The organism is Oxalicibacterium sp., assembly GCF_057353965.1.
Genome location: NZ_JBMQZD010000001.1, coordinates 405783 through 424065 on the forward strand (window position 1 = coordinate 405783; position 18283 = coordinate 424065).

At 59.4% G+C, this 18283-nt stretch carries 18 protein-coding genes; 5 read left to right on the plus strand and 13 right to left on the minus strand.

Annotation, left to right across the window (positions count from 1 at the left end):
- Positions 1 to 84: 84 nt before the first annotated feature.
- The 3 genes from ACO1VH_RS02060 to ACO1VH_RS02070 all read left to right on the plus strand — a co-directional run bounded on the left by ACO1VH_RS02060 (position 85) and on the right by ACO1VH_RS02070 (position 5290).
- A complete protein-coding gene (locus ACO1VH_RS02060; protein WP_486242055.1) occupies positions 85 to 1446 on the plus strand; it encodes a DEAD/DEAH box helicase in 1362 nt (453 codons plus the stop codon).
- 163 nt (positions 1447 to 1609) lie between these two features.
- Positions 1610 to 4276 (plus strand): DNA mismatch repair protein MutS, encoded by a 2667-nt coding sequence (gene mutS / locus ACO1VH_RS02065; RefSeq protein ID WP_486242057.1) that lies wholly within the window; start codon positions 1610 to 1612, stop codon positions 4274 to 4276.
- A gap of 63 nt (positions 4277 to 4339) precedes the next feature.
- Positions 4340 to 5290 (plus strand): hypothetical protein, encoded by a 951-nt coding sequence (locus ACO1VH_RS02070; RefSeq protein ID WP_486242059.1) that lies wholly within the window; start codon positions 4340 to 4342, stop codon positions 5288 to 5290.
- Between the two features lie 66 nt (positions 5291 to 5356).
- On the opposite strand, the gene ACO1VH_RS02075 is transcribed toward ACO1VH_RS02070, so the two are convergent.
- Entirely contained in the window at positions 5357 to 5902 is a 546-nt protein-coding gene (locus ACO1VH_RS02075; RefSeq protein WP_486242060.1) for an FKBP-type peptidyl-prolyl cis-trans isomerase, read from the minus strand.
- 94 nt (positions 5903 to 5996) lie between these two features.
- On the opposite strand from ACO1VH_RS02075, the gene ACO1VH_RS02080 reads away from it, so the two are divergent.
- Positions 5997 to 7124, plus strand: a complete 1128-nt coding sequence (locus ACO1VH_RS02080) for a JmjC domain-containing protein (RefSeq protein ID WP_486242062.1) — start codon at positions 5997 to 5999, stop codon at positions 7122 to 7124.
- A 282-nt stretch (positions 7125 to 7406) separates the two neighbouring features.
- Positions 7407 to 7637 carry a hypothetical protein gene (locus ACO1VH_RS02085; RefSeq protein ID WP_188419265.1) on the plus strand — a complete coding sequence of 77 codons (231 nt, stop codon included), beginning with the start codon at positions 7407 to 7409 and terminating at the stop codon, positions 7635 to 7637.
- Between the two features lie 118 nt (positions 7638 to 7755).
- On the opposite strand, the gene ACO1VH_RS02090 is transcribed toward ACO1VH_RS02085, so the two are convergent.
- The 12 genes from ACO1VH_RS02090 to ACO1VH_RS02145 all read right to left on the minus strand — a co-directional run bounded on the left by ACO1VH_RS02090 (position 7756) and on the right by ACO1VH_RS02145 (position 18218).
- On the minus strand, positions 7756 to 8526 hold the full coding sequence (locus tag ACO1VH_RS02090) for an MBL fold metallo-hydrolase (protein ID WP_486242064.1): 771 nt from the start codon (positions 8524 to 8526) through the stop codon (positions 7756 to 7758).
- A gap of 36 nt (positions 8527 to 8562) precedes the next feature.
- Entirely contained in the window at positions 8563 to 9714 is a 1152-nt protein-coding gene (gene bamC, locus ACO1VH_RS02095) for an outer membrane protein assembly factor BamC (RefSeq protein WP_486242065.1), read from the minus strand.
- A gap of 60 nt (positions 9715 to 9774) precedes the next feature.
- Complete coding sequence (gene dapA, locus ACO1VH_RS02100; RefSeq protein ID WP_486242067.1) at positions 9775 to 10653, minus strand: 4-hydroxy-tetrahydrodipicolinate synthase; 879 nt, start codon at positions 10651 to 10653, stop codon at positions 9775 to 9777.
- Positions 10654 to 10735: 82 nt separating this feature from the next.
- Entirely contained in the window at positions 10736 to 11326 is a 591-nt protein-coding gene (locus tag ACO1VH_RS02105; protein ID WP_486242069.1) for a class I SAM-dependent methyltransferase, read from the minus strand.
- A complete protein-coding gene (locus ACO1VH_RS02110; protein WP_486242070.1) occupies positions 11326 to 12528 on the minus strand; it encodes a tryptophan--tRNA ligase in 1203 nt (400 codons plus the stop codon). Before ACO1VH_RS02110 ends, ACO1VH_RS02105 begins: the two co-directional genes overlap by 1 nt.
- 3 nt (positions 12529 to 12531) lie before the next feature.
- Positions 12532 to 13188 (minus strand): site-2 protease family protein, encoded by a 657-nt coding sequence (locus ACO1VH_RS02115; RefSeq protein ID WP_486242072.1) that lies wholly within the window; start codon positions 13186 to 13188, stop codon positions 12532 to 12534.
- Positions 13189 to 13260: 72 nt separating this feature from the next.
- The gene (locus ACO1VH_RS02120) at positions 13261 to 13884 is read right to left on the minus strand and encodes an L-threonylcarbamoyladenylate synthase (RefSeq protein ID WP_486242073.1); all 624 of its coding nucleotides are present in this window, start codon (positions 13882 to 13884) and stop codon (positions 13261 to 13263) included.
- A 62-nt stretch (positions 13885 to 13946) separates the two neighbouring features.
- Positions 13947 to 14822: a protease HtpX gene (gene htpX, locus ACO1VH_RS02125; RefSeq protein WP_486242075.1), complete on the minus strand. Its 876-nt coding sequence runs from the start codon at positions 14820 to 14822 to the stop codon at positions 13947 to 13949.
- A 122-nt stretch (positions 14823 to 14944) separates the two neighbouring features.
- Positions 14945 to 15781, minus strand: a complete 837-nt coding sequence (locus tag ACO1VH_RS02130; protein WP_486242077.1) for a 3',5'-nucleoside bisphosphate phosphatase — start codon at positions 15779 to 15781, stop codon at positions 14945 to 14947.
- A 197-nt stretch (positions 15782 to 15978) separates the two neighbouring features.
- A complete protein-coding gene (locus ACO1VH_RS02135) occupies positions 15979 to 16851 on the minus strand; it encodes an alpha/beta fold hydrolase (protein ID WP_486242078.1) in 873 nt (290 codons plus the stop codon).
- A 154-nt stretch (positions 16852 to 17005) separates the two neighbouring features.
- Positions 17006 to 17200: a hypothetical protein gene (locus ACO1VH_RS02140; RefSeq protein WP_486242080.1), complete on the minus strand. Its 195-nt coding sequence runs from the start codon at positions 17198 to 17200 to the stop codon at positions 17006 to 17008.
- Between the two features lie 139 nt (positions 17201 to 17339).
- On the minus strand, positions 17340 to 18218 hold the full coding sequence (locus ACO1VH_RS02145) for a ferritin-like domain-containing protein (RefSeq protein WP_486242082.1): 879 nt from the start codon (positions 18216 to 18218) through the stop codon (positions 17340 to 17342).
- Positions 18219 to 18283 lie beyond the last annotated feature (65 nt).

An 18283-nucleotide genomic window follows, 5' to 3' on the forward strand; every position in this document is an offset into this window, starting at 1 on the left:
AACGACGCTCCCAACACCGAATCCGTTTGCCTGCGACTGGCGCCACGCGGCGACAGGCCGATCACTTTTTTCATCGAGTTTCACATGTCATTTTCCGACCTCGGCCTGGCCGAAGGCATTGTTCGTGCCGTGACCGAACAAGGTTACAACGCTCCCACTCCCATTCAGGCGCAGGCGATCCCCGCCGTGCTGACCGGCGGCGACTTGCTGGCCGGCGCACAGACCGGCACCGGCAAGACCGCCGGCTTCACGCTGCCCGTACTGCATCGTCTCGCAACCAGCGGCACGCCGCATAAGACACGCACGTCGCCACGCGCCATCCGCGCGCTGGTGCTGACGCCGACCCGCGAACTCGCCGCACAGGTCGAGGAAAGCGTGCGCGCCTACGGCAAGTACACGAACCTGTCGTCGGCCGTCATCTTCGGTGGCGTCGGCATCAATCCGCAGATCAAGCTGCTGCAGCACGGCGTGGATATTCTCGTCGCGACACCGGGCCGCCTGCTGGATCACATGCAGCAAGGTACGGTCAATCTGGATAACATCGAAATCCTGGTGCTGGACGAAGCCGACCGCATGCTGGACATGGGCTTCATCCGCGACATTCGCAAGGTGCTCGCCGCCTTGCCGCCCAAGCGCCAGAATCTGCTGTTTTCCGCCACCTTCTCCGACGAGATCAAGGCATTGGCGAACGGCCTGCTGAACAATCCGGCGACGATTGAAGTCGCGCGGCTGAATTCCACCGTCGAAATCATCGAGCAGAAGATCCACCCGGTCGATCGCGACCGCAAGCATCCGCTGCTCGCACATCTGATCAAGAGCCGCAGTTGGTCGCAGGTACTGGTCTTTACGCGCACCAAGCACGGCGCCAACCGTCTGGTCGAACAGCTCGGCAAGGACGGCATTTCCGGCATGGCGATCCACGGCAACAAGAGCCAGTCTGCGCGCACCAAGGCGCTCGCCGAATTCAAGGACGGCAAACTACAGGTACTGGTCGCTACCGACATCGCCGCGCGCGGCATCGACATCGACCAGTTACCGCACGTCGTCAACTACGATCTGCCGAACGTGCCGGAGGATTATGTCCACCGCATCGGCCGCACGGGCCGCGCCGGCGCAACCGGCGAAGCCGTCTCGCTGGTCTGCGTCGACGAGCACGTGATGCTGAAGGACATCGAAAAGCTGATCAAGCGCAAGCTGCCGGCGGAAGTCATCGTCGGCTTCGAACCGGACCCGAATGCAAAGCCGCAACCGATCCAGTTGCGCAGCCAGGGCCACGGCGGGCGCCGTCCGCAGCAGCCGGGGCGCGCAGCCGGCGGCGGATCGCGCCAGTCGCAGCCGGCAGCCAAGCCGGCCAATGGCGCGCCGCGTCCGAACAACCGATCGGGAGCCTCCTCCGCCAATCGCAACGGCAACCAGCCACAACGCAACGCAGGGCGCGGACGCTAACCCTCGCGATCCCGGCACTTGCGGCACACCGTCGCAAGTGCCCGCCCCGCCATGCCGGTCTACAAAGACGGTGGCGTCGCATACAATGTCGTCTTTATCCTGGGCGCACCGCCGATGCACACCATCCGGCGGCTCGCGCGCTGTTGACGAACCAGAACCGACCATGTCATTGCCGGCAAACGAAAACAGATCCTCTCCGTCGCACGAAAAACACACGCCGATGATGCAGCAGTACCTGCGTCTCAAGAGCGATCATCCGACGACGCTGCTGTTCTACCGGATGGGCGATTTCTACGAACTGTTCTTCGACGATGCCGAAAAGGCGTCGCGCCTGCTCGGCATCACACTGACGCAACGCGGTTCTTCCAACGGCAATCCGATCAAGATGGCTGGCGTGCCATTCCACTCGGTCGAGCAATATCTGGCGAAGCTGGTCAAGCTCGGCGAATCGATTGCGATCTGCGAACAGATCGGCGATCCCGCCACCAGCAAGGGGCCTGTAGAGCGCAAGGTCGTACGCGTGATCACGCCCGGCACCTTGACCGATTCCGATCTGCTGCCGGAAAAGGCCGAACGTCCGCTGCTCGCATTGAACAGCAGCACGCAACGCAAAAACGTCACGATCGGCCTCGCCTGGCTGTCGATGGCCAGCGGCGCGCTGAAGCTGATGGAATTCACCGTCGATGCACAGCAGGTGGAAATGCGCCTGAAGCAGGAACTGGAACGGATCGCGCCGGCCGAAATCCTGTTGTCGGGCGGCATTGACCAGCCGTTCGACGCATTCGGTGACTATGCCCTCGCCCGCACTACGCTGGTGCCGGACTGGCACTTCGACAGCGAGCATGGCGGCAAGGCGTTGCTTGAACAATTGCAGGTTGCCACACTGAGCGGCTTCGGCGCCGATCGACTCAAACCGGCAATCGGCGCCGCCGGCGCCCTGTTGCGCTACGCGCAATCGACGCAAAGCCAGGGACTACAGCATGTACGCACGCTGACCGTCGAAACCGAGAATGAATTCATCGGCCTCGATGCCGCCACGCGCCGCAATCTGGAACTGACCGAATCGCTGCGCAACCAGGACAACGCACCGACACTGTTCTCGCTGCTCGACCATTGCCGCACCGCGATGGGCTCACGCCTGCTGCGCCACTGGCTGCATCACGCGCCGCGCGACCAGCGCGTTGCCGTTGCACGCCACGCCGCCATCAACGCACTGATGCGCGCCGACGCCACCGGCGGCATCTCGTCGACGCTAGCCTCGGTGCCCGACATCGAACGCATCACCACACGCATTGCACTGATGAGCGCCCGCCCACGCGATCTCGCCGGCATGCGCAACGGCCTGCAGCAACTGCCGTCGCTGCGCACCTATGTATCGATGTGCAACAAGGATGCCGATGCGCCGTTGCTGAAATCCATCCACGATGCGCTGGCGACGCCAGGCGAATGTCTGGATTTGCTGGAGCGCGCGATCGCAATGGAACCCGCCGCAATGGTGCGCGACGGCGGCGTCATCGCGCGCGGCTACGATGCAGAACTGGACGAACTGCGCGGACTGTCCGAAAACGCCGGCCAGTTCCTGATCGACCTGGAAACGCGCGAGCGCGAACGTACCGGCATCGCCAACCTGCGCGTCGAATACAACAAAGTGCATGGCTTCTACATCGAAGTCACGCACGGCCAGACCGACAAGGTGCCAGACGACTATCGCCGCCGCCAAACGCTGAAGAATGCCGAGCGTTACATCACGCCGGAACTGAAGGCATTCGAGGACAAGGCGCTGTCGGCACAGGAACGCGCACTGACACGCGAGAAATTCCTGTACGACCAGTTGCTGCAGCAACTGCTGCTGCACATCCCGGTTCTGCAAAGCATTGCACATGCACTGGCGCAACTGGACACGCTGGTGTCGCTCGCCGATCATGCCTTGCGCAACAACTGGTGCGCGCCGCAACTGGTGGCCGAACCCGCCATCGCCATCGAACAAGGCCGCCATCCTGTCGTCGAGAATCACATCGAACGCTTCATCGCCAACGATTGCATGCTGAACGACGAACGTCGCCTGCTGCTGATCACTGGCCCCAACATGGGCGGTAAATCGACCTACATGCGGCAGGTTGCGCTGATTACGCTGCTGGCCTACGTCGGCAGCTTCGTCCCGGCTGCCAGCGCTGTCATCGGCCCGATCGATCGCATCTTCACGCGTATCGGCGCGGCCGACGATCTGGCCGGCGGCCGTTCCACCTTCATGGTCGAGATGACGGAATCGGCCGCCATCCTGAACGGTGCCACCGAACACTCGCTGGTGCTGATGGATGAAGTCGGCCGCGGCACGTCGACCTTCGATGGCCTGGCGCTCGCCTGGGCGATCGCACGCCATCTGATCGAATCCACACGCAGCTTCACGCTGTTCGCCACCCATTATTTCGAATTGACGCAATTGCCGGAAGCGCATCCGACTGCGGCAAACGTGCATCTGTCCGCCGTCGAGCACAAGGATCGCATCGTCTTCCTGCACGCAGTGCAGACCGGACCGGCATCGCAGAGCTATGGCTTGCAGGTGGCGCAACTGGCCGGTGTGCCGCAAACCGTGATCCGCGCCGCGCGCCGGCATCTGGCTTCGCTGGAAGCGCATTCGGTGCAGCAGACGCCGCAATTCGATCTGTTTACGGAACGCGACGGCATCGCAAGCGAGCCGGAAATCACCGCACCGCAATTTTCAATGGTCGATGATGCCATCGCCGACATCGATCCCGATGCGCTGTCGCCGCGCGAAGCGCTCGAAGCACTGTACCGGTTGAAAGAGCTGAGCAGACAGTCGGGCAGTTAAGGCCAACTCAGGCATAACCAAGGCATAGTTAAGGCACAACCAGCGAAGCAGACAAGGCCCCGCATGAAATCGTCCATTCTTCGTTCGCTGCTCTGCCTGATCCTACTGTGCCCGCTGCTGGCGCAGGCAAGCGAAGCCTTCAGCTTCGGCGTCATCGCCCGGCCTGCGCACGCAGCCACGGCAACAACGCTGCTGCGCAAGGCGATCGATGAAACCGATGCCGACAACCTCGCCTTTGTCGTCGCCAACGGCATCAAGGCCGACGACGAGTCCTGCACCGATGATCTGTACAACGAGCGGCATGCGCTATACGAAAGCGCGAAGAACGGATTGATCGTCTCTCCCACTTCCGGCGACTGGGCAGACTGCGTCAATGCGATGAAACAGTCGATCGCCATCGAACGTCTGCGCCGTTTGCGCGAACTGTTCTTCGTTGGCGAATTCTCGTTTGGCCAAAGCCAGATTCCGCTGATCCGGCAGTCGACGATTCCGACATTTCGCATGTATGCGGAAAACATGCATTGGCGCATCGGCGACGTACTGTTTGCGACGATCAATCTGCCATCCAACAACAACAATTTCCAGAACGCGGCCGGCCGCAACAGCGAATACGAAGATCGTCAGGTTGCCAACAATGATTGGCTTAAGCGGCTTTTCATCACCGCCAAGGCAAGCAGATTGAACGGCATCGTGCTCTTCTGCGACGGCAATCCGATGGCCGCCCATGGAGAACATGATTCCGGCATCTTCTTCGGCGGCAAACGCGGCGGCTATGCCGAGATCCGTCACCACATTCTGAAATCGGCCGCGACCTTCCAGGGCCGTATCCTCATCGTGCATGCAGAGCAGGATGCGCACTCAGCGAAAGGCATCCTCTGGCACGACAACGTCGGCATGCTGCGTGCGGCCGCACCGTGGACCAAGATTAAGGTGAACCCTGCACAGCCGCAGCTGTTCGCCGTCGTAACACCGGCTGTCGCATCCATCACGGGACACAACGCCTCCACGCCTTGATGCCGTCGCTCCACGCAAAAAACAAAAAGGATGCCGAAGCATCCTTTTTTAATGGGTGAAACGATCTCAATGTATCGGATGGCTGCGGAACTGGTCGCCCGCGCTATCCTCATCGTCGTCGCCATGATGGTGGTGACCGTGCGGACCGTGCACGTGACCATGGGCGATTTCCTCTTCGGTCGCTTCGCGTACGCCCGTCACCTTCAGCGTGAAACGCAACGCCATGCCGGCCAGCGGATGATTCCCGTCGAGCACCACCTTGTCGTCCGCGATGTCCGTCACCGTGAAGATCACCGGCATCTCGTCATCGTCTGGCGTTTCCGGCGAACCTTCGAACTGCATGCCAACTTCCAGCGGCGTCGGCAGGCGATTACGCGGCTCGATCTTCACCAGCTCAGGATCGTAGTCGCCGAAAGCATCATGTGGCTCGACCTGGATCGTGTCCTCGAATCCCACTGTCTTGCCTTCCAGCGCTTCCTCAATCTTCGGCAGCGTATTGTCGTATCCGCCATGCAGATACGTCATCGGTTCGCGGCTTTCCTCGATCAGTTCACCCTGAGCGTCCGACAGTTTGTATTCCACGGTCACGACCGTGTTCTTGGCTATCTGCATGATGATCCTTTCATTGAATGCGGGCATTATACTCCGAGCCGTTTTCATACCCTTTCGCTCTCTGTCGGGCAGGTGCCTGACCTATAATGGCACGATGAAAAAACTGACTCTGCTGGGCGGGTTGACCGCTGCCGAATTCCTGCGTGATTACTGGCACAAGAAACCTCTGCTGATTCGCCAGGCCATTCCCGATTTCAAGCCTTTGCTGTCGCGCGATCAACTGTTCGATCTGGCAGCCCGCGACGATGTGGAATCGCGGCTGATCACACGCGAAAAACGCCGCTGGAAAATGGACAGCGGCCCGTTCAGCGAGGTTCCACCGCTAACGCAAAAAAACTGGACGCTGCTGGTACAGGGCGTCAACCTGCACGACGATGCGGTCGATGCCTTGATGCGCCAGTTCAGCTTCGTGCCTGACACGCGACTGGACGACCTGATGATCAGCTACGCCACCGAAACCGGCGGCGTCGGCGCGCATTTCGATTCCTACGACGTGTTCCTGCTGCAGGCCCAAGGCCACAGGCGCTGGCGTATCGGTGCGCAAGCCGACCTGACACTGCAGGAAGGCGTACCACTAAAAATCCTCAAGCATTTCGAACCGGAAGAGGAATTCGTGCTCGCGCCCGGCGACATGCTTTACCTACCGCCGAAATATGCCCACGAAGGCACGGCAATGGACGAATGCATGACTTATTCGATCGGTTTTCGTGCACCGTCCTATCAGGAACTCGGGCAAGCTCTTCTGGAATCGCTGATCGACACAATCGACCTTCCTGGCCGCTACGCCGATCCCGATCTGAAACCGTCGAAGCACCGTGCGGAAATCGGTAACGCGATGCTGTCGCGCATCACCGCAGAATTGAACAAGGTACGCTTCACGCAGGATGACATCGCACTTTTTCTCGGCGAATATCTGTCCGAACCGAAGCCACACGTTTATTTCGATGCTCCCGATACGGAACTGACAAGGGCGCGCTTCGTCCAACTGGCGAAGAAGTCAGGAATCAGACTGTCGCGCAAGACGCAAATGTTGCATCGCAGCAATTACATTTTCCTCAATGGAATGTCCTTCGAAACAGCTGGTGTCGACAAGGAAATTCTTGTCATGCTAGCTAACGAAAGAGAACTTGCCGGAGAAGCAATCAAGTCGGCATCCGCGGAACTGCTCGAAGGCTTGCATGGATGGTACAAGGACGGTTGGCTGCATTTGAAATCAACATGATTCGACCGATTGCGTATCTTCGTTCAACACGGAACAATGGCACGAAATCCGCGATCAAAAATACCTGCCCGAACCTTTTGTATCATTCGTACATCGACCTTAACAAAGTGTAAAACCGTTGTGTCATAGGCAAAAAGAAGCGCTATAATTTGTTGCTAGGACGCTTGCGTTGCGTCGCACCGCAACAATGGTCGAAACAACAAACAGGCACCTACGCGCGATAATGACCGGTAATTATTGATCGCCATATCACAATCAACCACGTTATTTGAAAGATAAATCATGACCAAATCCCTGCTGATCGCATCCCTGTTGGCTATCGCCCTGACCGCTTGCAGCAAAAAAGAAGAAGCACCGGCAGCTCCGGCCGCTACTGAAGCTCCTGCAGCCGCTCCGGCCGCTGAAGCTCCGGCAGCTGCACCAGCAGCAGAAGCACCAGCAGCTCCGGCCGCTACCGAAGCTGCTCCGGCTGCTGAAGCTCCTGCCGCTCCGGCAGAAGCTCCTGCAAAATAATTCAGCCTGTCTGAATGAAAAAAGCCGACCTGCGGGTCGGCTTTTTGTTTGGCTAGGCATTTCGGCCTAGCCGATTCTTGCTTTGCTCTCTTAAACCGCAACGGTCATTCTTTTACGGCTAGCAATCCGTCCAGTCGAACCCTTCTTCCTGACAAGCGGTCGTCAGTGCAACGGCACCCTGCACCACAGGCGTCAATGCGGCCAATGCCAGTTCCGGCGTATTGTTCTTCAAGCTCAGATGCGCTCCCACCACGCGCGTCAATCGCGTGCGATCTACTTCGGCAAGAATCTCGGCCGCAGACTCGTTCGACAGATGGCCATAATCGCCGCCGATGCGCCGCTTCAGCGACTCGGGATAACGCGAATCCTTCAGCATCTGCCGATCGTGATTGCATTCCAGCATCAACGCGTTGCAACCGCCCAGCGCAGCAATCATGTGCGCAGTTGCATGGCCGGCATCTGTCAGCACGCCAAGCTTGCGATTGCCGTCGTGCGCAATGTATTGCACCGGCTCGCGTGCATCGTGCGGCACCGTATAAGGCGTCAATTCCATATCTCCGATGACGAAGCGCTCCGAATCTCGGCAAAAATGCAGTGACACGCCGTCGCAATGGCTTTGCATCGCCTGATACGTGCCGTAGGTCAGCCAGACCGGTATGCGATAACGACGGGCCAGCTTGAACACGCCGCCGATATGATCCTGATGTTCGTGGGTGACGATGATGCCCGAAATGTCGTCAGGCGCGAGTTGCAGCCGCGCAAGACGCCGCTCGGTTTCGCGCACGGCAAAGCCGCAATCCAGCATGACCGTGGTGCGCGTCGTGCCGGATTGGGTGAAAATGAGGAGGGAGTTGCCTTCACTGCCGCTGCCGAGGCTGGCGAATTTCATGCACGCACCTCGGCAGCAACAGACATCGTTGCGATGTTATTTGAGCTGATCGTTCAGCAGGGTCAGAATGCGTTCGCCCGTCTTGGATGCTTCTGCCTTGCCGTTATTGTCCAGCACGGTGATCTGGCTGGCGTCGCCCGAGCCCTTGACCGCGATACGGTAGCGCACGGCCTTTTTGTCCTTGTCGTCCTTGGAACCGAACGAGAACAGGTTGCCGAAGAAACCTTTCTTCTGCGTGGTCTGCGCATCTTCGTTCTGATCTACGTAGCGGACGAAATACAGACCTTGCGAACGATCACGGTCTTCGACCGTGAAGCCGACGCGGTCCAGCGCCAGGCCGACGCGACGCCATGCGCGTTCGAATCCTTCATCCACCTGGACGTAGCTGCCCTGCACGCTCTTCAGCAGTCGCGAACGCGGCGCTTGCTGGACGGCACCGCCGGCCACCGCTTCACGCGCACGTTTTTCCTCGACGCCGAGATAGGTCATCATGCGCGACAGGAATTCTGCTTCCAAGCCCGGATCCGCAGGACGTGGCGTCCAGATCGTGGTTTCCTTGTCGGAGCCGGTCAGTTCCTCTTCCGCACCGCGGTGGCTGATATAGATTTCCGTCACGCCGTCGGCACGACGTTCCAGGCGCGTGCGGAACTTGTCGCGCTCGCCGGTCGAATACAGCGAATCGAAGATCTGACCGATAGTCTTGCGCAGGAAATCCTGTGGAATCTTGGCGCGGTTTTCCGCCCAGTCGGTTTCCATGATGCCGGTCTGCGGCGAATCGATATCGATCAGGAAGCCGTTCTCCTGCCAGAAATCCTTGATGCGCGGCCACAGTGCTTCCGGTGCCTGACCGACGACCAGCCAGCGTTGTGAACCGTCACGCTCGATGTGGATGTCCGCAATCTTGTTCGGCGCCACCGTCACGACCTGGCGTTCGTCGCGCGCATCCGCCTGCTTGTTGTACTGCGATGCCGTCGCGGTACCGCGCGCCGCATCCGGCAGCGCATAGCGGTTATCGTGCTGCAATTGCGTCAGATCCGGCGGCACTTCGAGCGTCGGCGTTTTCTTGGTCTCACTCTTGTAATCGATGTGCCCTGGTTCGAGTGCCGAATTGAGGGAACTGCACCCTGCCAGACCGGCAAGCATGAACAGCGAGATCAATCCGCGTTGTGCGAAACTGCGTGGAGCCATTGACGAATCTTCCGAGATAAATGATGGAATGCTGCAGGCGCGCCGAGAATCGGGCAACGCTTATTGTAATACACCCGATTCGCGCATCGCCGCACGCACGACATCGTGATATTCCTTGGCCAGCGGGACGATCGGCAGACGCATGCCCGAAGGAATCAGGCCGATTTCCGCCATCGCCCATTTCAGCGGCACCGGATTCGGCTCGATGAACAGCTTGCTGTGCAACGGGAACACTTTATTGTTGATGGCGATTGCTTCGGCGACGCGGCCGTTGATCGCGGCATCGCACAGCTCGTGCATTGCGCGTGGCGCAATGTTGGCAGTCACCGAAATATTGCCCTTTGCACCGCAGAACATCAGCGCCATCGCGGTCGGATCGTCGCCCGAATAAACGGCGAAATTCTTCGGCGCCAGACGCATCAGGTCGACGCCGCGCGCGATGTTGCCGGTCGCATCCTTGACGCCGATCACGCCCGGCACCTGCGCCATGCGGAGAATCGTTTCGTTCGACATGTCTGCCACCGTGCGGCCCGGCACGTTGTACAGGATCGCTGGCAGGTCAACCGCTTCGACGATCTTCTTGAAGTGCTGGTACATGCCTTCCTGCGTCGGGCGGTTGTAGTACGGCACGACGAGCAGCGAGGCATCGGCGCCGACCTTTTTCGCATATTCGGTCAGTTCGATCGCTTCGGATGTGGAGTTGCCGCCGGTACCGGCGATGACAGGGATGCGCTTTGCCGTATGCTCGACCGCGATGCGGATCAGTTCGCTATGCTCTTCGACCGAAACCGTCGGCGATTCGCCGGTGGTGCCGACGATGACGATGCCGTCCGTGCCTTCGGCGATATGCCAGTCGATCAGCTTGCGAAGGCCCGGCAAATCGAGTGAACCGTCTTCGTGCATGGGAGTAACGATTGCGACAATGCTGCCCTGAATCATGATAAATGTGAGCGAAAAAAAGAGAATATTTGATTGTAGCGGATCGCCGCCCGAATAGCGCGGCGACGGCCGAATATAAGCGTCAATTCAGTGCAAAATCCTGCGCCTTTACCGCCGAAGCCGGCTTGACTGCGCAAATCCGCTGCAGCATTGCCGGCCGCGGCTCGGCCACGTAGCCGTCTTCGTAGGCGACGACGCGCAAGCCGTGTTCGCGCGCCACATCCAGCAACTCACCGTTCGCCAGCAGGAAATTCGGATTCGACGGCTTACCGAATTGTCCATTTCCCTGCGCGAACGTCTCGTAGATCAGTACGCCGCCTTCCTTCAGGCTGGCGATCATCGACTGCCACAACGGACGGTGCAAATAGTTGGTCACGACGATGCCGGCAAAACGGCCGGCATCGAACGGCCACGACTGCGCAAGATCGCCGGTTTCCAGATCGACTTCCAGCGTGCGGATACCTTCCGCGGCGAGCAGCGCCAACGTATCGACCTTGCGGTCGACCGCCAGCACCGGATGGCCTGACGCCACCAGCAGCCGGCTATGCCGTCCGCCGCCACAGGCCACGTCCAGCGTTTCGCCTTCCGGAATCAGGGAAATAAAACGCGCAACCCAGGAAGAAGGTTTACCGGTTGCCTCGTGCGGATCGGGCTTTTTGCCGGGATCGCTCATCAGCGGTAAGTCAAACCCATCGCGTCGCGCACTTCGCGCATCGTTTCCTGCGCCAACGCACGTGCCTTGTCGCGGCCGTCGGCCACGATCGCGCGCACCAGCGCCGGATCGTCGACGTATTTCTGCGCACGCTCGCGCATCGGTTCCTGTTCCTTCAACACGCCGTCGATGACAGGTTGCTTGCATTCGATACAGCCGATGCCGGCAGATGTGCAGCCCTTGACCACCCAATCTTTCGTCGCTTCATCCGAATAGACGAGATGGAACTGCCAGACCGGGCACTTTTCCGGATTGCCCGGATCGGTACGACGCACGCGCGCCGGATCGGTCGGCATCGTGCGGATCTTCTTCGTCAGCGTTTCCTTGTCCTCGCGCAGCGTAATCGAATTGCCGTAGCTCTTCGACATCTTCTGACCGTCCAGCCCCGGCATGCGCGACGCTTCCGTCAGCAGTACCTGCGGCTCGGTCAGGATCTGCCGGCGCGCGCCGCTGACATTGCCGAGCAGGCGTTCGCGATCGATGGCGCTGATGCTTTGTGCGCCATCCAGCAAGGCTTTCACCTGTTCCAGCGCCGTGGCATCACCCTGCTCCTGATAGGCAGCACGCAGTTCGCCATATTGCTTCGCCTGTTGTTTGCTCAGCTTTTTCAGCGCGTCGGCAACCTTCTGTTCGAAGCCTTTTTCCTTGCCGTAGATCGAATTGAAGCGGCGTGCGATCTCGCGCATCATCTCGATATGCGGAATCTGGTCGGCGCCGACCGGCACCTGCGTCGCGCGATAGATCAGCACGTCGGCCGCCTGCAGCAGTGGATAGCCGAGGAAGCCGTAAGTCGCCAGATCACGGTCGGACAGCTTTTCCTGCTGGTCCTTGTAAGTCGGCACACGCTCCAGCCAGCCCAGCGGCGTCACCATCGACAGCAGCAGATGCAGTTCGGCATGCTCCGGCACCTGTGACTGGATGAACAGGCTCGCCTTGGACGGATCGATGCCGGCCGCCAGCCAGTCGATCACCATTTCCCAGGTGCTGGTTTCGATGATGCTCGGATCGTCGTAGTGCGTGGTCAGCGCGTGCCAATCGGCCACGAAGAACAGGCACGGCGCTTCGGATTGCAGCCTGACCCAGTTCTTCAGCGCACCGTGGTAGTGGCCGAGATGCATGGCACCCGTGGGGCGCATGCCGGAAACAACGAGATCAGTGGACATAGCTTAGTTGAGTAGAAAAGTCAGCGGAGAAACAAGCAGTTGCAGCACGGTGCCGGCAAGCGCCATCACCGGCGTCATCCAGTAGTGCAGCACATGCAGGAAGACCAGCGCCAGCACAATGAAAAATCCGTAGGGTTCCAGTCGTGCAAACTTGTACGCATAGCGATGCGGCAGCAGACTGGTCATGATGCGGCCGCCATCCAGCGGCGGAATCGGAAACAAGTTGAAGGCGAAGATCACCAGATTGGTCAGCACGCCGGCTTGCGCCATGCGCATGAGGAATTCCTCGTTCATGCCGAATGCACGCAGCATGATGGCCAGCACCAGCCAGCCCAGTGCCATCGCCATGTTGGCCATCGGACCTGCCAGCGCGACGAAGGCCATCTGCTTTTTCGGATTGCGCAAGTTGCCAAAGTTGACCGGCACCGGCTTCGCGTAACCGAACAGGAAAGGACTGCCGGCAAAATACAGTGCGATCGGAATCAGCAGCGTGCCGATCGGATCGATGTGCTTGATCGGATTCATGCTCATGCGCCCTTGCGCATAGGCGGTGGTATCGCCGAAATACTTGGCGGCGTAGGCATGTGCCGCTTCATGCAAGGTGATCGCGAAAACGATCGGCAATGCATAGACGGAAAAGGTCTGGATCAGGTCGTTCATCAACGGAATTCTATCAGAGGGAGGCTACCCGCCCCTGCACCAGGGCAGATGCGAAAGCTCAAGTAGAGGCGGTCAGAGCCCGAACAGCGACGCATCGCCCCGCCCCTGGCGGCGCAGGATCGGCTCAGCTTCGGTCAAGTCGATGACGGTGGTCGGCTGCAGGCTGCAGGCGCCGCCATCGACCACCAGATCGACCTGTTTGGCGAGGCGCTCGCGCACTTCGTCCGGATCGGTCAGCGGTTCGTCGTCGTCCGGCAGGATCAGCGTCGTACCCAGCAGCGGCTGCGCCAGCTCCTCCAGCAAGGCGTGGGCAATGCGGTTTTCTGGCACGCGCAAACCGATCGTCTTGCGCGACGGATGGCTGAGGCGGCGCGGCACTTCCTTCGTCGCTTCAAGGATGAAAGTGTACGGTCCCGGCGTGGCGGTCTTCAGCATCCGGTACTGCTGATTGTCCACCTTCGCATACTGCGCAATTTCGCTCAGGTCGCGGCACAGCAGCGTCAGATGATGTTTTTCATCGACGTTGCGGATACGGCGCAGGCGCGTGACGGCATCCTTGTCGTCCAGATGGCAGACCAGCGCATAGCAGGAATCGGTCGGCAAGGCGACGATGCCGCCGCTGCGCACGATCTGTGCTGCCTGCGCGATCAGGCGCGGCTGCGGGTTGTCGGGATGAATTTGAAAAAACTGGCTCATAAAAACAATGGCGGCGGAGATCTGACGATCGCCGCCGCCCAGATCGGTTGTTCAAACAAGAATTAACGTGCGTTGCGCAGCGCTTCGATGCGATCCTGGATCGGCGGATGGCTGGAAAACAGCGCCATGAAACCCGGACGATCGGTAATGCCGAACGAAGCCAGATTTTCCGGCAGCGGTGCCGGCACGATGCCGCCCAGACGCGCCAGCGCATTCATCATCGGCTGCGGCGAACCCATCAGCTTGGCGGCCCCCGCATCGGCACGGAATTCGCGATGGCGCGAGAACCAGGCGACGATGACCGAAGCCGCGATACCGAACACGATCTGGCAGACCAGCACCGTCACCATGTAGCCAATGCCGTGGCCGCTATTGTTGTTGTCGCGCGAAATCGCACGATCGACGAAATAGCCGACCACACGCGACAGGAACACGACGAAGGTATTCACCACGCCCTGCACCAGCGTCATCGTCACCATGTCGCCATTGGCGACGTGCGCGACTTCGTGCGCCAGCACGGCTTCGACTTCTTCGCGATTCATGCTCTGCAGCAGGCCGGTCGACACCGCAACCAGAGCCGAATTCTTGAAAGCGCCGGTCGCAAATGCATTCGGCTCACCTTCATAGACAGCTACTTCCGGCATTGCGATGCCGGCACGATCGGCCAGCTTGCGCACCGTATCGACCAGCCACAGTTCCGTGCTGTTCGATGGCGCATCGATCACGTGCGCGCCGGTGGACCACTTGGCCATCGGCTTGCTGATCAGCAGCGAAATGATGGAACCAGTGAAGCCGACCACCAGCGAGAACACCAGCAGCATCGGCAGGTTCAGGCCCGACTGCGTCATGTAGCGGTCGACACCCAGCAGCGACAGCACGATGGACATCACCGCGATGACTGCGATGTTCGTCAGGACGAACAGGAAAATCCGTTTCATTCAAAAGCCTCCAGTAAGGGGGTCAAGGGCGATAGATAAATAGCGTTTGTGCACAAAATTTCAAGTGCGCAAGATACCGGAATCCCGCGCCGTGTCAACGCTCGGAAATTCGCTCGGGAAAATCAAATCCCCCAGTCATGCCAGACGGGCTGTACACCCGGCGGCAGTGGCGGCAAGGTGCCGATGTCGACACGCGATTCACCGGGACCATGAAAATCGGAACCGCGCGAAGCGAGGAATCCATAGTTCTTCGCGATCTTCGCGTATTCGTCATATTGATCCGGTGTATGGCTGCCGGTCGTCACTTCGATCGCGGTGCCGCCCAGATCCTTGAACTCGCTGAACAGTGCACTGAATGCCGTATCGCTGAATTTGTAGCGCCCCGGATGCGCGATCACGGCAATGCCGCCGGCTGCGCGTATCCACTCGACCGAATTCTGCAGCGTCGCCCAGCGATGTTCCACATAGCCGGGCTTGCCGTCGCCCAGATACTGGGAAAACGCTTGCTGCAGGTCGGTGCAGACCCCGGATTCCAGCAGGTAGCGGGCAAAATGCGTGCGCGAAATCAGATCGGGATTGCCCACGAATTTCAGCGCGCCTTCGAACGTTCCGGGAATGCCGACGGCCTCCAGTTTCGCCGCCATCTCGCGCGCACGAAGTTCGCGGCCACCGCGTATCGATGCCAGTCCATCGACCAGCACCGGATTGGTTTCGTCGATCTGCAGGCCGACGATGTGCACGGTCTGTCCCGACCACGTGATCGAAATTTCGACGCCCGGCACATAGGGAAGATTCAGCGCTTTCGCAGCAATGCGCGCTTCCGCGATGCCGCCGATTTCGTCGTGATCGGTCATTGCCCATACATCGACGCCGTTGGTCTTGGCACGCTCGGCAAGCGCGGTCGGCGTCAGTGTGCCGTCGGAAACATTGGAATGACTGTGAAGATCGAAATTGCGCATGTCGGTTTTCCTGCTACTGCTTTTACTGCCTGATTATCACGGTTGTCTGCCGCGCATGAATTCATCTTGTATGTATCGATTCGATTGTACGCGGGCCGGAATGTTCATGCCGTACAGAAAATAATTTCGCGCATATCGGCGCCGAAGCATCAGAACGAAACGCACCTACACCGTCGGCCGAAGCAAAATTGCAAGATTCAAGCCAGAAACGACTCGATGGCTTGCGCCAGAATTTCCGGCTGATCATGCTGAACCATGTGCCCTGCATTCGGCATCTTCAATATGGTGGCGTTTGCCAAATGCGCAATGCGGCTATCCAGTTCGGTGCGTATCTCGTTCGGCGTACCGAAACGCGGCAGCAATTCGCTGTTTTCCGCCTCTACCCACAGCACCGGCGCCGTGATCACGCGCCAGCAGGCCAATACTTCCTCGATCCGATACAGCACCGGGTTCGTCAGCTTGTGCTGCGCATCGGCGCGCAAGATCCAGCTGCCGTTCTCATTCGGCGCCGCCCAATGCGTTGCCAGAAACATCGCGCGCTCTTTCGTCAAACGCGGATTGTTTTTCTGCAAGCGCATGGCGACTGCCTCCTGCGATCCATACGGACGCAGCACAGGCAGACTGCGCAACTCGTTCAGCCATGTCGCATAACGTTGCGGCGCCTCTTCCGGCGTCATGGCCGGTCGACCGAATCCCTCCAGCAGTATCAATTTGGCAATGCGCTGCGGACGCACGCCAGCATAAATGCCGGCAACATTTGCGCCAAGACTGTGACCGAGAAGATTGACCGGTTGTACCGGCGCGTAGCGATCCAGAATTTTCTCCAGATCGGCCAGATAATCCGGCTGCCAATAGCCGGACGGCGCATTTTCCGTCAGCCCGAAACCGCGCCAGTCCGGCGCGATCACATGCCAGTCGCGCTGCAGCGCATCGACCAGAAACTGGAACGACGCCGAAACATCCATCCAGCCGTGCAGCATGAACAATGCCGGGGCATCGTCATTGCCCCAATGCCTGATGTGATACTGCAAATTGCGAACCGGGATGAATTCTGAACGGGAAGGCTTCATGCGATGGGAGTAAACACTGCGGCGCAGTACATGGCGAAAACAACAAGATCGTCATTTTACCTGTCATGCATGCATCCCCTGTGACGAGCGGATGTTGTGCAAAAAAGCGCGCATCGACGGCCTTCCCCATCGATGCGCGTTGCAGACGACTGGTTTATTTCTTGGCGTCTTCGGCAGATTTCTGGATGCTGTTTCCGACCTCTTCCATTTTCTTCCCTGCGTTTTCTGTCGCTTGATCGATTTTTTCGCCAGCGGTTTCGGTTGGTCCCTTCTTTTCGCAGGCAGCCAGACCGGCTACCAGAAAAGTGATGGCAAATAGCGAAACAAACGTTTTTTTCATGGATTGCATGATGAGGCCCCTTTTCAAGTTATACGAACTGACGCAGACGGTGACACGCAAACTTGCATCAGTTCAGCTTCTGACTGTGAAAATTTTGACAAGTTCTTGCAGCCGGGTAACAGGATGTAACCGGCACAATAACTGGGATTCATTGATCGCGATCGACTGCCGCTAACGCCCCGGCAGATAATGCATGCAACTCTGCATCGCTGAATCCGGCATCGCGTCGTGCCTGCAGATTGAACGGACCACGCAGAACCGGTGCCTTGTACTGTTGCGCCAGCAAAGGATAAACGGCCACCGGATCGAGGTTGCGCTGTGCGCACAGCATGTTGTACCAGCGGTTGCCGATGGCGACATGACCGATCTCGTCGCGCAGGATAATGTCGAGGATTTCCGCCGCCGCCTGATCGCCGGCCTGCGCCAGCTTGGCGCGCATCGGCGGCGAGGCATCCAGCCCGCGTGCCTCCAGCGTGCGCGGCACCAGCGCCATACGTGCCAGCACGTCGCCGGCGGTCTTCTCGGCCATTTCCCACAGGCTGTTGTGCGCGGGGAAATCGCCGTAGCGCCAGCCCAGCTTTTGCAGATGATCGGACAGCAGCGAAAAATGCAGCGCTTCCTCGCCCGCCACTTTCAGCCAGTCTGCGTAGTAGTCGTCCGGCATGCCGGCGAAACGCCAGATTGCATCCAGCGCCAGATTGATCGCGTTGAATTCGATATGCGCAAGCGCATGTATGGTCGCCGCCCGCCCTTCTTCCGTATGCATCGCGCGTTGCCGCACGAACTTCGGTGAAATCAGTTCGGGCTTCTTCGGCCGGCCGGGAATCGTGCAGGATGGCTGCAGCGCCGCCTGTGAATCCAGTGTCAGTCTGCCTTCCTGCCAGGCTTCGGCAAGTGCAATCGTATTGCCTGCCTTGCGCACGGGATCGCTCTCTTCCGTCAGGCGCAGCGCGGCCAGACGCAGCTCGGCCTTGCGCGGCTCGGCCGAACTTTCATCGGATGCAAAAGAAGAAACGGGAGAACGCATCTGGGAGAGTGGGTGCGGGTGACGTAAAATAACGCCTTTGTCTGCTAACGCTGTATTGTTTTCAG

Coding starts and splice junctions, on each gene's coding strand:
- ACO1VH_RS02060 (WP_486242055.1), top strand. CDS start 85: ATGTCATTTTCCGACCTCGGCCTGGCCGAAGGCATTGTTCGTGCCGTG.
- mutS (WP_486242057.1), top strand. CDS start 1,610: ATGTCATTGCCGGCAAACGAAAACAGATCCTCTCCGTCGCACGAAAAA.
- ACO1VH_RS02070 (WP_486242059.1), top strand. CDS start 4,340: ATGAAATCGTCCATTCTTCGTTCGCTGCTCTGCCTGATCCTACTGTGC.
- ACO1VH_RS02075 (WP_486242060.1), bottom strand. CDS start 5,902: ATGCAGATAGCCAAGAACACGGTCGTGACCGTGGAATACAAACTGTCG.
- ACO1VH_RS02080 (WP_486242062.1), top strand. CDS start 5,997: ATGAAAAAACTGACTCTGCTGGGCGGGTTGACCGCTGCCGAATTCCTG.
- ACO1VH_RS02085 (WP_188419265.1), top strand. CDS start 7,407: ATGACCAAATCCCTGCTGATCGCATCCCTGTTGGCTATCGCCCTGACC.
- ACO1VH_RS02090 (WP_486242064.1), bottom strand. CDS start 8,526: ATGAAATTCGCCAGCCTCGGCAGCGGCAGTGAAGGCAACTCCCTCCTC.
- bamC (WP_486242065.1), bottom strand. CDS start 9,714: ATGGCTCCACGCAGTTTCGCACAACGCGGATTGATCTCGCTGTTCATG.
- dapA (WP_486242067.1), bottom strand. CDS start 10,653: ATGATTCAGGGCAGCATTGTCGCAATCGTTACTCCCATGCACGAAGAC.
- ACO1VH_RS02105 (WP_486242069.1), bottom strand. CDS start 11,326: ATGAGCGATCCCGGCAAAAAGCCCGATCCGCACGAGGCAACCGGTAAA.
- ACO1VH_RS02110 (WP_486242070.1), bottom strand. CDS start 12,528: ATGTCCACTGATCTCGTTGTTTCCGGCATGCGCCCCACGGGTGCCATG.
- ACO1VH_RS02115 (WP_486242072.1), bottom strand. CDS start 13,188: ATGAACGACCTGATCCAGACCTTTTCCGTCTATGCATTGCCGATCGTT.
- ACO1VH_RS02120 (WP_486242073.1), bottom strand. CDS start 13,884: ATGAGCCAGTTTTTTCAAATTCATCCCGACAACCCGCAGCCGCGCCTG.
- htpX (WP_486242075.1), bottom strand. CDS start 14,822: ATGAAACGGATTTTCCTGTTCGTCCTGACGAACATCGCAGTCATCGCG.
- ACO1VH_RS02130 (WP_486242077.1), bottom strand. CDS start 15,781: ATGCGCAATTTCGATCTTCACAGTCATTCCAATGTTTCCGACGGCACA.
- ACO1VH_RS02135 (WP_486242078.1), bottom strand. CDS start 16,851: ATGAAGCCTTCCCGTTCAGAATTCATCCCGGTTCGCAATTTGCAGTAT.
- ACO1VH_RS02140 (WP_486242080.1), bottom strand. CDS start 17,200: ATGCAATCCATGAAAAAAACGTTTGTTTCGCTATTTGCCATCACTTTT.
- ACO1VH_RS02145 (WP_486242082.1), bottom strand. CDS start 18,218: ATGCGTTCTCCCGTTTCTTCTTTTGCATCCGATGAAAGTTCGGCCGAG.